Below are 13,033 nucleotides of genomic sequence, written 5' to 3'. Positions count from 1 at the left end.
AACCAATAAAATGGAATGTATGTTTTAAAATATGACTTTGGTAAGTTAGTGGAGGAGACAATGAAATAAAAAAGGGATATAACGCGCAGACTTTATTGTCAAATACCGATAGCTTGCATTATTATTTTGTGATCTAAATAACACTAAAAATCCACTTTAATGTAACATTTGTTACCTAGAGCCCAAAAACATAATTTCCAAAAGATTATAAATTGAAATGAACGTTTTGTTTGGTATATTTCATACTATCCAAATAGTGGATTTAAAGTATCAAGGAGCATTTGAATGTTCAATATAGCACTATTCGGCGCAGGACGTATCGGACAGGTTCATGCTGTTAATATTGCCGGCCATAAAGAAACCGCACTTTATTCTGTTATCGACCCTTATCAACCCAACGCGGTTGCCTTGGCTGAGAAATATCAAGCAAAAGTGCAAACGACAGAAGAAGCGATGCAAGACCCGGATGTTCACGGTGTTTTGATTGCTTCTGCGACAGATACCCACGCTGATTTAATCGAACTTGCTGCCAAATATAAAAAAGTCATTTTCTGTGAAAAGCCTGTTCACCTTGACCTAGAGCGTGTTAGACAGTGCATAAAAAGCGTTAAAGAACATAATGTACCCTTATTTATTGGTTTTAACCGCCGCTATGACCCACAGTTTCGCCACCTGAAAAATTTATTCCAACAAGGCGCAATTGGTAAAGCGGAATCTTTAATTATTACTTCTCGTGACCCGTCACCTCCACCAGCAGAATATGTCAAAGTGTCTGGCGGCATGTTCAGAGACATGACTATCCATGACTTTGATATGGCGCGTTTTATGATAGGCGAAGAACCATGCTCAGTTTTTGCTCAGGGTAGCAATGTTGTTGACCCTGCCATTGGTCAAGCTGGTGATATCGATACCGCATTTATTATTTTGAAATTCCCATCGGGTGCGATGGCAACCATTTCTAATAGCCGCCGTTCAGGTTATGGCTATGACCAGCGCATCGAATTACATGGTGAAAAAGGCTTATTAACCGCGGGGAACATTAAGGAAAACAGTGTTTCATTGTTGAGTGAAGCAGGGGCGTTATCTGCGAAACCAGAATATTTCTTTTTGCAACGTTACCATGAAGCTTATAAGGCGGAATGGGAACATTTCGTGGACATTTTAGCTGGCCGTGCTCAATCAGAAACGACAGGAACAGATGGCGAGTTAGCGCTGTATTTAGCGGATAAAGCACTTGAGTCATTAAAATCAGGTAAAGAAGTTAAATTGTAGTTTGTTTCTTTGAACATGTTTTAAATTCGATTACAAATTTGCGGGCGAGAAATAAATTCGTCCGCAGACAACCCCAAAATCTATTTAATGATATTCATTCATCAATTAAATAGATAAGCAATGGGTTTTGTACTTAATAAAAAACTCTACAGACTTTTTATATTCCGATATAGATTGAGGACTTTTTACAATCTTATTTTTGCTCTATTTAATTAACTTGTTGTATTTGTTGGTTTTAACTCCCTCTTTGGAGCTGGTTTTAAAACATAATGAAGTTAATTAAATAGTGATTCAATTCAGCGTGTTAAAAAATATTTTCATTATTTAAACCTTAAACTAAAGCATTTACTTAAATACTGAAAAGGCGTTTTTTGACTGACATAATGATTCAAATAATAAGGTAATAATATGTCATTAATAATGAATCTCAACGAACAACAGCGAAAAAGGTTGCACCAAATTACATTGGTTGCCACTTTTGGTGGATTACTTTTTGGGTATGACACTGGCGTTATCAACGGCGCATTTTCATCACTGAAAGAAAATATGGGGCTCACGCCGACGACTGAAGGCTTAGTGATGAGCGTTCTGTTAGTGGGTGCGGCGCTCGGTAGTGTTTGTGGTGGGCGTGTCGCTGACTATGTGGGGCGACGAACTTACCTACTTTACCTTTCCTTTTTATTCTTATTTGGGGCATTTTTATCTGCGGCAGCACCAAATATCGAAGTTTTATTAGTGGCAAGGTTTATTCTTGGTTTTGCTGTTGGTGGTGCTTCTGTCACTGCACCAACCTTTATTTCGGAAGTAGCCCCGACAGAGATGCGGGGAAAACTCACAGGGCTCAACGAAGTTGCTATTGTTATTGGTCAACTAGCCGCATTTGCGATTAATGCCATTATTGGCTCTATTTGGGGGCATTTGCCAGATGTTTGGCGCTATATGTTGCTTGTTCAAGCTGTTCCTGCATTGTGCTTATTATTTGGTATGTGGAAAGCCCCTGAAAGTCCACGTTGGTTAATGAGCAAAAATCGCCGTGAAGAAGCATTGAAAATTCTAAAGCAAATTCGCCCTGAAAAACGTGCGATACAAGAGTACGAAGACATCGTGACGCTATTAGACGTTGAAGCGGCAGAAGCGAAGAAAAACCCAGATGCTAACAAACGAAACTTAGCGTTAATCTTCAATACACCGTGGATTTTTAAATTGGTGCTTATCGGTATAGTGTGGGCAGCATTACAGCAAACCACGGGTGTGAACGTGATTATGTATTACGGGACAGAAATCTTAAAAACAGCGGGTTTTTCTGAGCAAACATCGTTAGTTTTCAACGTACTTAATGGCGTGTTCTCTGTCGGTGGTATGGTTATTGGGGTACTTTTCTTAGTTGACCGTTTCAAACGTAAAACCCTGATTGTGGGTGGTTTTGCCTTGATGGCCTCATTGCACTTATTAATCGCTGCAACGGATTACTTCTTAACTGGAGATGTGAAAGCGACCTTAATTTGGTTGTTGGGGGCGGTGTTTGTCGGGGTAATGCAAGGGACTATGGGCTTCCTAACCTGGGTTGTATTGGCAGAGCTGTTCCCGCTGAAAATTCGTGGGCTATCCATGGGGATCTCCGTTTTCTTTATGTGGATCATGAACGCGATTGTCAGCTATTTATTCCCTGTATTGCAGGCAGAGCTAGGATTAGGCCCAGTATTCTTGATTTTCGCGGTGATAAACTACCTTGCTATTGTGTTTGTGGTGAAATTATTGCCTGAAACATCAAACAAATCTCTGGAACAGCTGGAAGAAGAATTGTCATCAATGTAATCACAGTGCATTCATTTGATGAATGCACCTAATGAATTTACAAGAGGGTGGAATATGATTGAACAACTGACCACACAAAGCCTGCATTTAGGTTGCCAAGCGAGAAATAAAGCCGAAGTATTGCAAATGGTTGGCGCTGAATTTAAACGAAAAGGCTATGTCGATAGGGATTGCGTCCACTTTTTAACAGAGCGAGAGCAGCAAATTTCGACCTTTTTAGGCAATGGGATTACCTTACCGCACCTACCCAAGTCGGCGAATGATATTATTTTGCACAGTGGTGTGGAGATTTTCCAATTTCCCGATGGGGTAATTTGGGACCGAACAAATGTGATGTTTATCGCTATTGGTGTGATTGCAAAATCAAAAGAGCATATTGATGTGCTCAGAGAAATTGCGCTGATTTTTAGTGATGAATTTATTGCGAATGCGCTGTCACTCACCTCAAGCAAAGAGGAATTTTTGAGTATCCTTCATCGTTAATGTTTTAGTTCATAAATGCGCCCACCATGGCGATACTGACTTACATGGTGGGTGTAACATTTCGAGTTTACAGCATAATTTTAGGTTTTTTTATACCGCATGCGGCGGCATAGCGAGCGAGGGTTTCGATTGTTGCTTTTTCCGCATGCCTTTCGGTTCTCGATACGGCTGAAGGGGAAATGCCTAATCGTGCTGCAACTTGAGAACTCGTTAGCCCCGCAGAGCAGCGCCATGCAAGTAATTGTTCTCTGACTCGCTCTGCTCGTAATTCAGCTTCATAAATGGCGTTGACTTCTGGATCAGATAAAATATCGTTGAGAGCATCTTCCCAAGCAATTGATTTTTTACTCATCGTTTAGCATCTCCTCTAGTCGCTTTGCTGCTGAAGTTAAAATAGCTGATGGTAATTTAGCCATACTTTTAGCAAAAATCTTTAAAATGTAGATTTTTTTCCATAGCGGTAAACATAAATCGCCCGACCGATATCGCCTGCTTTTGCTCTAAGTTCAAAAAAAACATTTGTGATAGCTTTAGTATCAGGTTCTCTCAGTAAGGTACCGAATTCAGATAGTTTGTTTATCTGGCGAACCATTTTCCCTTGTAATGAGGCTGGCAGAGCTTTTAATTCCTGTAATGCATCTTCATGAATTTTAATTTTAAACATTTTTACCCTCCATGAACATTACAGTAAAAAGAGAAAATAATGATACTCAAGAGTTAAATGAAGCTATAGGTTCAATTAATCTATAAGTGTAATTTAAATTCATACAATACCAATCACATCCCCTTTTATTTCATTTTTCATTTCATTTAGTGCCTTTTTATTTGACTTTCCCTCTCTACTTATTTGGTTAAATAGAGATTATTAACTTTTAATTCTTTATAAATTAGCTAATTACAGAAAAATCTATGCCAGATCACATAATGAAATTAATATTTCCAATTTTATTGAAAATGAAATAAATATTCCGTATAACGGTATTATCAAATCAAAAGTACTCAATAAAGCATTGGGACAGCCATTGCGCCATATAGAATGTGCGAGGGAGAGAACAAATGAAAGAAATCCGTATTGGTATGATTGGAACAGGCTACATTGGGCGCGCTCATGCGATTGCTTATGCACAAGCATCAACGGTCTTCCCTCTAAAAGGAACGTTAGTTCGCGAAATGATTGCGGAAGTCACACCAGAGCTTGCGCAAACCCGTGCACAGGAAATGGGCTTTAATCGTTCAACGGATGATTGGCGCAAACTTGTAGCGGATCCAAATATTGATGTGGTGGATATTTGTTCCCCTAACTTTTTACATAAAGAGATGGCGATGGAAGCGATTAAACATGGCAAACATGTTTATTGCGAAAAGCCACTAGCCCTTAATTCCCACGATGCAAAAGAGATGGTTGCTGCAGCAGAAAAAGCAGGAGTAAAAACCCTGGTGGGGTTTAACTATATGAAGAACCCAACGGCGCAATTGGCAAAAGAGATCATCAAAAACGGTGAAATCGGGGAAGTGATCCATTTCTACGGTACCCATAACGAAGATTATATGGCGGATCCAACAGCACCGATTCATTGGCACTGCTTTAAAGAAAAGGCGGGGCTGGGTGCGTTGGGGGATCTTAGCGCTCACATTATCAACATGGCGCAATATTTAGTGGGTGATATTGAAACAGTGTGTGGGGATATGGAAATTGTCATTAAAGAACGCCCTGAAAAGGCGGGTTCTTCAGTGATGGTCGCGGTAGAAAATGAAGACCAAGCACATGCAATGGTACGTTTTGCTGGTGGTGCTATGGGGGTTATCGAGACTTCCCGCATCGCATCTGGCCGCAAAATGGGGCTGACCTATGTGGTGACGGGCACCAAAGGCACGTTGTCATTTACCCAAGAGCGAATGGCTGAATTAAAACTGTATCGCCACGATGAGCCATCGAACCGTCAAGGGTTCAAAACAATTTTAGTTGGGCCTGAGCACCCTGATTATGCACCATTTTGCGGAGGGGCAGGTCATGGAATCGGGTTTAACGATCAAAAAACAGTTGAAGTGCGCGATTTAATTGATGGTGTAGCGACAGGCAAAGCCCTGTGGCCAGACTTTGAAGAAGGTTGGAAAGTGTCGCGTATTTTAGATGCCATCGCGCGTTCTTATGAAGAGCAGCGCTGGGTCAAAGTAAAAGAAATCAATTAATTCTGTTGTAGTTAAGGGGTGATTAATGGATAAGCAGAAGAAGTTAGATGTTATCTGTATGGGCCGTATTGCCGTTGACCTGTACGGACAACAGATAGGTTCTCGTTTAGAAGACATGAGCACATTTGCCAAATATTTAGGCGGCTCATCAGGTAACGTTGCATTCGGTACAGCAATACAAGGTTTGAAATCATCGATGTTAGCCCGTGTGGGGGATGAACATATGGGGCGCTTTCTACGTGAGGAATTACAACGCGTAGGGTGCGATACGAGCCATTTGATCACGGATAAAGACAGGCTAACGGCATTAGTGATCTTAGGGATCAAAGACCAAGATACGTTTCCGCTGATTTTCTACCGTGATAATTGTGCGGATATGGCGATTACGCCAGATGATTTTACTGAGGAATATATCGCCTCTTCCCGTTGTTTAGCGATCACAGGTACGCATTTATCGAACCCAAAAACTCGCGCTGCAGTTTTGAAAGCATTGGAATATGCGAAGCGCAATAATGTAAAAACCGCGATTGATATCGATTATCGGCCAGTATTGTGGGGGTTAACCTCTTTGGGAGATGGAGAAACCCGCTTTATTGCCTCAGACAGTGTGACGCAGCAACTGCAAGATGTGTTATCGATGTTTGACCTCATTGTGGGAACTGAAGAAGAGTTTCACATTGCAGGGGGAACAACCGACACCATTCAAGCACTGAAAAATATCCGTAAATTAACGGATGCTGAATTAGTGTGTAAACGCGGTTCATTAGGTTGTTCGGTATTTAGTGGTGCTATCCCAGAGACTTTGGACGAAGGCATTACGGTTCACGGTGTTAGAGTCGACGTACTTAATGTGTTAGGTGCGGGAGATGCGTTTATGTCAGGCCTGCTGCGGGGCTACCTAAATGGTGATGGCTGGGAAAAAGCCTGTGCCTATGCGAATGCTTGTGGTGCGCTGGTGGTTTCACGCCATGGCTGTGCGCCAGCAATGCCAACCAAGGTTGAGTTGGATAACTATCTTCAGCGGGCTGCTGCAGTGCCGCGCCCAGATCTTGATCCAATATTAAATCATCTACACCGAGTCACAACACGCAGCACACAGTGGAATGAGCTTTGTGTGATGGCATTTGACCACCGTATTCAGTTTGTGGATATGGCGCGTGCTGCTGGAGCAGATATTTCCTGCATCCCTTATCTGAAAAAACTGATTTTCCGCGCCAGCCTTGAAGTGTCGCAAGAAGCGAATCTACAAGGTAAGGCAGGTTTACTGTGTGACAGTACCTTTGGACAAGATGTACTCAATGATGTGACAGGTCGTGGCTGGTGGATTGGTCGCCCAATCGAATTACCTGCATCAAGGCCATTATGTTTAGAACATGGCAATATTGGCTCACAACTGATTAGCTGGCCGAAAGAGCATATCGTGAAATGTTTGGTGTTCTTCCATCCAGAAGACAACCACCCGCTGCGCTTAGAGCAAGAAAAGACAGTGCAAGAGGTGTACAGCGCATGTTGCCAATCGGGTCATGAATTATTACTTGAAGTGATTTTACCTGCGGATATGGAACGCACTGATGAGCTGTATTTACGCGCCATTAAGCGCTTCTATAACTTAGGTATTAAACCCGATTGGTGGAAGCTGCCACCGCTGAAAGCGGAAAATTGGGATGCGGTGGATGCTTTAATTCAAGAGCGTGACCCGTATTGCCGCGGCGTGGTGTTATTAGGGTTAGATGCGCCGCAAGATGAGCTACAAGCAGGTTTTAATGCCGCAGCAGGAAAATCAATTGTTAAAGGATTCGCAGTAGGTCGCACGTTGTTTGGTAAACCCTCCTTAGAATGGATGAAAGGTGAGCTGAATGATGACGAGCTAGTGCAAAAAATTAAAACAAACTATTTAAACCTGATAGCCCTATGGCGTCAGCGTAAATAATATCTCTCTTACCTACACAGGAGCTTCATCATGGCAATCCAACTTGGTATCAACCCTTTAACATGGACCAATGATGATTTACCCACTCTGGGGGCGGAAACGTCACTGGAAACTTGTTTGACAGAAGGCCGTCAGGCAGGGTTTGCAGGCTTTGAGCTGGGAAATAAATTTCCCCGTAAAGCCGACGTTTTAGGGCCAATTTTAAAACAACATGATTTACAATTAGTTTCAGGCTGGTATTCGGGTGAGCTATTAACCCGCAGTGTAGAAGAAGAAATTGAAGCCGTCCAAGGCCATTTAGCGCTACTACGCGACCTTGGTGCGAAAGTGATGGTATTCGCTGAGGTTACCCATTGTATTCATGGGGATCAAAATAAGCCTGTGCATATGCGCCCACTGTTCCCAGCAGACAAATGGGAAGAATACGGTAAGAAACTGACGGAATTTGCGAAATATACGTTATCCCAAGGCGTTAAAATTGCCTATCATCACCATATGGGCACCGTGATTGAATCCGCCGAAGATGTCGATAACCTAATGAAATATACGGGTGATGAAGTCGGTTTATTGCTCGATACGGGGCACTTAACGTTTGCAGGAGCAGACCCTGTTGAAGTAGCGAAACGTTGGGCTAAACGTATTAACCATGTACATTGTAAAGACGTTCGTGCTGACGTACTTAACGATGTGAAAAACCGTAAAACAAGCTTCTTAGATGCAGTGCTGGCAGGGGTCTTTACGGTACCTGGTGATGGCTGTGTTAACTACCCAGAAGTTTTCAAGGTATTGAAAAATAGCCAGTATGAAAATGGTTGGTTAGTGGTAGAAGCGGAGCAAGACCCAGCAATTGCACATCCTCTGACATATGCAACGCTTGGGTACAATAATTTATCTAAGTTGGCTAAAGAGGCGGGTTTAATCTAACTCCGCTTTATATTCAGTCTGTGGCGTTGGTGGCTGCACTCGGCTACACAGTTCATATACTTGTGCCACAGACTGAACGACTTCACATATGGGGAGTTGAAAGCTGAACGTTAAAAATTTCATTAAACAGGTTGCGAGTATTAGCAGGCAACTTGAAAAAGCTAGAGGAAAGTTATGTCAAAATTACTGTCGAAATACCATGCTCCAGATGCACATAAGCGTACTCAGCATATCACGCCGCAGATTGCCAACTGGGGATATGTACACTTTGATGTGTATGAACTGAAACAAGGTGAATCCATTTCCTTGCCTGCCTCTGAAAACGAAATGTGTTTAGTCTTAGTGGCAGGTAAGGCGACGATCAAAACGCCAAATCAAACGTTTGAAAATATCGGCGACCGCATGGATCCATTTGAGCGTAAAAAACCCTATGCTGTGTATGTAACGGCACAAGAATTTGCAGAAGTTAAAGCCGAAACGGCTCTAGAGCTCGCCGTGTGCAGTGCGAAAGGCAAAGGTACTTACCCAACCCGTTTAATTGGGCCTGATGATATTGGTGCTGAGCAACGTGGCTATGGTTATAACAAACGTTATGTCCACAACATTTTGCCAGACGATAAAGCAGCAGATAGTTTATTGGTCGTGGAAGTGTTTACGGATGAAGGTTGTACCAGCTCGTACCCAAGCCATAAACATGATACCGATAATGAACCCAATGAAACTTATTTAGAAGAAACCTATTATCACCGATTGAACCCATCTCAAGGTTTCTGTATGCAGCGTGTTTACACTGACGACCGTGAATTAGACGAATGTATGGCAGTGTATAACAAAGATGTGGTTATGGTGCCAAAAGGGTATCACCCAATGGCAACCATGGCAGGCTACGATAACTACTATTTGAATGTGATGGCAGGGCCAACACGTAAGTGGTTATTCACATGGGAAAAAGACCATAACTGGGTCAATAGTGATGTGTATGCAGCCAAGCATCGTGAAAAGTAAGTTAAGTTGTTAATAAAACCAGTTCTACATGAATGAAATAAGTTAAACACCAAATCTGTTATCTATTTTGCCGGTAAATTATTACCGGCTTTTTTATGCTTTATTAATAAGCGGCTGTAAATTGCTGGCGAACAAACTGGGCGTTATTCACTTCATCAAGAACAGCAACGGCAAAGTCTTCGACTGAAATTTTCGCAGGCACATTACCGTTCATCAACAATTCAGTCCCCCCCAAACGGAATGTTTCTGTACGTTCACCGGGTTCTAACATGGCCGCGGGGGACACATAAGTCCAGTCAAGGGTATCGATGGTTTGCAATTGGCTTTTAAACTCGCGCATCGCTTGTGCGCCAGGTTTAATTTCAGCAGGGAAATCAGGGGAGTCGATTAAATCCAAATTAGGTGCGATTTTTAAACTGCCCGCGCCGCCTACCACAATAAAGCGTTTTACCGCGGCTTTTTGTACCGCCTGCAAAATGGCGTTGTTCCCTGTCACCGTGTCTTGGTACAAGTTCGGATTTTGCCAGCCACCGTTAAATGCACTAATCACCACATCTTGGCCTTTAAGGCGAGACGTTAGCCAAGCCACATCGGTAATATCCCCAGATTCTGTTATCAAATGAGCATGTTGCGGCAGGGTGTTGCTATGGCGAGAAATGGCAGTCACTTGGTGATGGCGGCGCAGTGCTTCTGCAACTAATGCTTTTCCCACAAAACCGGTCGCACCAATGATGGATATTTTCATACGGAACCCCTAGTGTGTGACACACTGTTGTTTGATTGATTTTGTAAATATCACCTCATCAAAGTATAGGGCAGATTTATCTTCTGCGGAATGTACTTAGTGCATTTTCTTGATATCATTCGCCAGTTTTTATGGGTGTAATACATGTTTACAAAGGGCAACGACTTGCTCTGTTCTCGCTTCAATTGTGGGGGTTAACCCCGCAGGGGTGAGCCCTAAGGAAATCTGCCTCAATGGTTCGGCGATGGCCATGGATAAGATTAAATCGCTGAGCACCACAAAATCCGCGTGCTTGATAAGCTGCTTTTTTTCATGGTGCGCTAACCACTGTGTTAATAACTGACGGCTGCGTTCGATGCCACTTTTTTGGTATTTATCGAGCAAAATGTGCTTTTGTTTGAAATCGGTTTGTAATAAACGAAAAAGCCCAACGGCTTCATCAGACAATACTTTTTGTGCAATTGCATTGAGGTTTTGGGTGAGCAAGGCAAAAAAGTTATCGGTTGATTGTGCTTCTTGCTCAAACAGGGGAACAAAGCTGTCTGTCCAACTCAAAATCACCATCTCAATTAACGTTTCGCGGTTATCAACAAAGCGGTAGATAGTCTTTTTCGCCACACCAGCTCGTTTTGCCACTGTATCAATGGTGGTGGATAAGTAACCTTCCTCAAGGAGAGATTGCGCAGTGGCCTGAATAATTTTTTCTTTTAATTCAGTTTCAGGAACACTGGGTCTACCGCGTGTCGATTTGCTCGGTTCATTTTCTTGCATAAATGGCGCTCTGTTTTTTTGTGCTTGACTTAGGTGTATTTTAGCTCAAATATAATTAGGAAACAAATTAAGTTTCCTAATTGGGGTGAACGATGAAAACGAATACAGCTTGGGCCGTTGAAAATGTAAATGACATACTATTACCTGCACCATTACGGTTAGAGATGGGGATTGAGCGGGATGAAAATGGGGTGCTCACTGTTGCGGTGCGGACGGATTTGCACGGTTGTAAAGGTCGAATGGTAGAGTGGTGGTTCACTTTCTTCGAAACAACGCAGCACATTCGCTGGTGGCATCCTCATGACCATGTTGCCCACCATGGGTGGGATGACAAGTGGAAAAAAGGGGAAAGTTATATTGGTGCATCAATTCATGCGGTTGAATCATTAGGGGAGATCCCCCCTGTTGCCGCTAAATTGAAATTTCGCGAAGCCAGTGACTTTTTTGACTCAAATGCTCTGAAGCAGGCGATTGAAAACCAATCTATCTCGGGTGCAGTTTGTGCTTCAATTGGCTTTGGAAACAATGTATTGATGGATACCCAAGGCTACCCAGTTGACGGTAAAATGATGCACATTACGCGAGACACTGAGTTTGGCTGTGTGTTGCGTAGCCGTTTTTTACTCGGCGCTTCATTGGCCGATCCTGTGAGTGAATTGCCCGATAATATCGGCCTTGAATTAATGCGCCATTGTTATAACGAATTTACTTATTTATCGCGTTTCCTACCATCATTATATTACGGAGAACACGCGAATAATGAGAAAGCCCCTTTGCCTTGGTAAATGCGGCCGCCGTGGGAAATTAACCTTTTTCCACGGTTTGCCCAGTTGGGCTTCCCTCACGGAACAGTTTCAAAATAATACTCGTCACAATCGCAATTACACCACCCAATGCGGTTTCTAATACGCGGTCAAACAGTAATTCATAGGTTGGATGGCGCCAATACACCACTTGTTCAAGTACGGAGAGTATCAAACTCGTTACAACAAAAGTCATAAAGGTATACCCGTGATGGAAACTCATTGGCATTAAAAAAGCAAAAACGACCATCGCAATTAACCCGATATACGGCATGAGTGGGGTATTAAATAAAAAATAGAGTAGTAAAACAGAAATCAGGCTGCCTAAGACTCTCTGCAAGGTAATCTTAATAATGCTTTGTGATTTTGGGTGTAAAACAAACACAAAAGTCAGCAGTGTCCAATAAAAGTGCCCGAGGTCGATAAAACGTGGGATCGCAAGTGCAAGTAATAATCCCAGTGCATAGGTCATTGACCGTGGGATAATATTTTTACGCAAGGTAAATAAATTGCGTTCAACTAAGGCGCTGGTGATCACACTGTGGCGCGTCATTTTGTGGCTAAGAATATAATAGGTAATCAGCGTCACTGTACTGCCAATAATAAATCCCAGCGCTAAGCTTTTAGAAATATCGGGTAAAATCGTCCCAATGGTTGACATGATAATCATAAATTTCATGGTTAAATCCATGGCGGGATCGGTGCCATACAATTGGTAATAAATGAACGAAAAGACAGCCAGGTAAAGATAAAAAGCTGTACCAAGACGCAGGGTATCACCAATAAAAATCGCCACTAAGATCATCAATAAACAAAACGCGGTATAAGCATAATTTTTATATTCTTTCGCAGCATTGAATAAATTAAAGGAATATAAGGTTGAGAAGGCCGCCCACATAGCTGCTTGCGCATCTAAAATTGCAAAAGCGGTTGCTGCACTGAAAAATAGGCAACTGGTAAAGGTTATCCCATCGTGAATAGCGGGAAATATTCTCATAATACGACGCTCATAAACCGATATTTAACTTGTTAATTATTAAGGTAATTAAATAATAAGCATCATGGGATTACAAGGGAGAATATGTATTTTGTCAG

13 protein-coding genes are annotated in these 13,033 nt (G+C 42.3%); 8 read left to right on the top strand and 5 right to left on the bottom strand.

All coding sequences use genetic code 11. From position 1 onward, the window contains the following. Positions 1-285 precede the first annotated feature (285 nt). The 3 genes from iolG (at position 286) to KDJ85_RS08210 (ending at position 3,570) form a co-directional block, all read left to right on the top strand. Positions 286-1,272 (top strand): inositol 2-dehydrogenase, encoded by a 987-nt coding sequence (iolG, locus tag KDJ85_RS08220; protein ID WP_225819230.1) that lies wholly within the window; start codon positions 286-288, stop codon positions 1,270-1,272. 408 nt (positions 1,273-1,680) lie between these two features. Then, positions 1,681-3,087, top strand: a complete 1,407-nt coding sequence (locus KDJ85_RS08215; RefSeq protein ID WP_225819229.1) for a sugar porter family MFS transporter — start codon at positions 1,681-1,683, stop codon at positions 3,085-3,087. Between the two features lie 54 nt (positions 3,088-3,141). Then, complete coding sequence (locus KDJ85_RS08210) at positions 3,142-3,570, top strand: PTS mannitol transporter subunit IIA (protein ID WP_225819228.1); 429 nt, start codon at positions 3,142-3,144, stop codon at positions 3,568-3,570. Positions 3,571-3,637: 67 nt separating this feature from the next. On the opposite strand, the gene KDJ85_RS08205 is transcribed toward KDJ85_RS08210, so the two are convergent. Both KDJ85_RS08205 and KDJ85_RS08200 read right to left on the bottom strand, forming a co-directional pair. Then, the gene (locus tag KDJ85_RS08205; protein ID WP_225819227.1) at positions 3,638-3,922 is read right to left on the bottom strand and encodes a helix-turn-helix domain-containing protein; all 285 of its coding nucleotides are present in this window, start codon (positions 3,920-3,922) and stop codon (positions 3,638-3,640) included. Positions 3,923-4,003: 81 nt separating this feature from the next. Next, positions 4,004-4,234: a type II toxin-antitoxin system RelE/ParE family toxin gene (locus tag KDJ85_RS08200; RefSeq protein ID WP_225819226.1), complete on the bottom strand. Its 231-nt coding sequence runs from the start codon at positions 4,232-4,234 to the stop codon at positions 4,004-4,006. Between the two features lie 392 nt (positions 4,235-4,626). Here KDJ85_RS08200 and KDJ85_RS08195 point away from each other — a divergent pair, with 392 nt between their 5' ends. From KDJ85_RS08195 to iolB, 4 genes are all read left to right on the top strand, one after another. Continuing rightward, positions 4,627-5,760, top strand: a complete 1,134-nt coding sequence (locus tag KDJ85_RS08195; RefSeq protein ID WP_225819225.1) for a Gfo/Idh/MocA family protein — start codon at positions 4,627-4,629, stop codon at positions 5,758-5,760. Between the two features lie 25 nt (positions 5,761-5,785). Continuing rightward, the gene (locus tag KDJ85_RS08190) at positions 5,786-7,690 is read left to right on the top strand and encodes a bifunctional 5-dehydro-2-deoxygluconokinase/5-dehydro-2-deoxyphosphogluconate aldolase (protein ID WP_225819224.1); all 1,905 of its coding nucleotides are present in this window, start codon (positions 5,786-5,788) and stop codon (positions 7,688-7,690) included. Positions 7,691-7,720: 30 nt separating this feature from the next. Continuing rightward, positions 7,721-8,614 (top strand): myo-inosose-2 dehydratase, encoded by an 894-nt coding sequence (gene iolE, locus KDJ85_RS08185; protein WP_206082747.1) that lies wholly within the window; start codon positions 7,721-7,723, stop codon positions 8,612-8,614. 174 nt (positions 8,615-8,788) lie between these two features. Beyond that, entirely contained in the window at positions 8,789-9,619 is an 831-nt protein-coding gene (gene iolB / locus KDJ85_RS08180) for a 5-deoxy-glucuronate isomerase (protein WP_225819223.1), read from the top strand. A 103-nt stretch (positions 9,620-9,722) separates the two neighbouring features. Here the strand turns inward: iolB and KDJ85_RS08175 are convergent, their stop codons facing one another. Both KDJ85_RS08175 and KDJ85_RS08170 read right to left on the bottom strand, forming a co-directional pair. Beyond that, complete coding sequence (locus tag KDJ85_RS08175; protein ID WP_206082745.1) at positions 9,723-10,364, bottom strand: NAD(P)-dependent oxidoreductase; 642 nt, start codon at positions 10,362-10,364, stop codon at positions 9,723-9,725. A 129-nt stretch (positions 10,365-10,493) separates the two neighbouring features. Then, positions 10,494-11,135 carry a TetR/AcrR family transcriptional regulator gene (locus KDJ85_RS08170; RefSeq protein ID WP_225819222.1) on the bottom strand — a complete coding sequence of 214 codons (642 nt, stop codon included), beginning with the start codon at positions 11,133-11,135 and terminating at the stop codon, positions 10,494-10,496. Positions 11,136-11,227: 92 nt separating this feature from the next. Here KDJ85_RS08170 and KDJ85_RS08165 point away from each other — a divergent pair, with 92 nt between their 5' ends. Then, positions 11,228-11,920, top strand: a complete 693-nt coding sequence (locus tag KDJ85_RS08165) for a DAPG hydrolase family protein (RefSeq protein ID WP_225819221.1) — start codon at positions 11,228-11,230, stop codon at positions 11,918-11,920. 19 nt (positions 11,921-11,939) lie between these two features. On the opposite strand, the gene KDJ85_RS08160 is transcribed toward KDJ85_RS08165, so the two are convergent. After that, positions 11,940-12,935, bottom strand: coding sequence for an FUSC family protein (locus KDJ85_RS08160; RefSeq protein WP_225819220.1), 996 nt, complete (start codon positions 12,933-12,935; stop codon positions 11,940-11,942). Positions 12,936-13,033 lie beyond the last annotated feature (98 nt).

The sequence above is a fragment of the Providencia vermicola genome (assembly GCF_020381325.1).
Lineage (GTDB): Bacteria > Pseudomonadota > Gammaproteobacteria > Enterobacterales > Enterobacteriaceae > Providencia > Providencia vermicola.
Note: the sequence above shows the minus strand (reverse complement) of the source record. Positions and strands in the feature narration are given on the sequence as shown.

Bases quoted from the DNA above. Each gene is read 5' to 3' on its own strand.
- iolB (WP_225819223.1), top strand. From the start codon at position 8,789: ATGTCAAAATTACTGTCGAAATACCATGCTCCAGATGCACATAAGCGT.
- KDJ85_RS08175 (WP_206082745.1), bottom strand. From the start codon at position 10,364: ATGAAAATATCCATCATTGGTGCGACCGGTTTTGTGGGAAAAGCATTA.
- KDJ85_RS08200 (WP_225819226.1), bottom strand. From the start codon at position 4,234: ATGTTTAAAATTAAAATTCATGAAGATGCATTACAGGAATTAAAAGCT.
- iolG (WP_225819230.1), top strand. From the start codon at position 286: ATGTTCAATATAGCACTATTCGGCGCAGGACGTATCGGACAGGTTCAT.
- KDJ85_RS08190 (WP_225819224.1), top strand. From the start codon at position 5,786: ATGGATAAGCAGAAGAAGTTAGATGTTATCTGTATGGGCCGTATTGCC.
- KDJ85_RS08160 (WP_225819220.1), bottom strand. From the start codon at position 12,935: ATGAGAATATTTCCCGCTATTCACGATGGGATAACCTTTACCAGTTGC.
- iolE (WP_206082747.1), top strand. From the start codon at position 7,721: ATGGCAATCCAACTTGGTATCAACCCTTTAACATGGACCAATGATGAT.
- KDJ85_RS08195 (WP_225819225.1), top strand. From the start codon at position 4,627: ATGAAAGAAATCCGTATTGGTATGATTGGAACAGGCTACATTGGGCGC.
- KDJ85_RS08170 (WP_225819222.1), bottom strand. From the start codon at position 11,135: ATGCAAGAAAATGAACCGAGCAAATCGACACGCGGTAGACCCAGTGTT.
- KDJ85_RS08210 (WP_225819228.1), top strand. From the start codon at position 3,142: ATGATTGAACAACTGACCACACAAAGCCTGCATTTAGGTTGCCAAGCG.
- KDJ85_RS08165 (WP_225819221.1), top strand. From the start codon at position 11,228: ATGAAAACGAATACAGCTTGGGCCGTTGAAAATGTAAATGACATACTA.
- KDJ85_RS08215 (WP_225819229.1), top strand. From the start codon at position 1,681: ATGTCATTAATAATGAATCTCAACGAACAACAGCGAAAAAGGTTGCAC.
- KDJ85_RS08205 (WP_225819227.1), bottom strand. From the start codon at position 3,922: ATGAGTAAAAAATCAATTGCTTGGGAAGATGCTCTCAACGATATTTTA.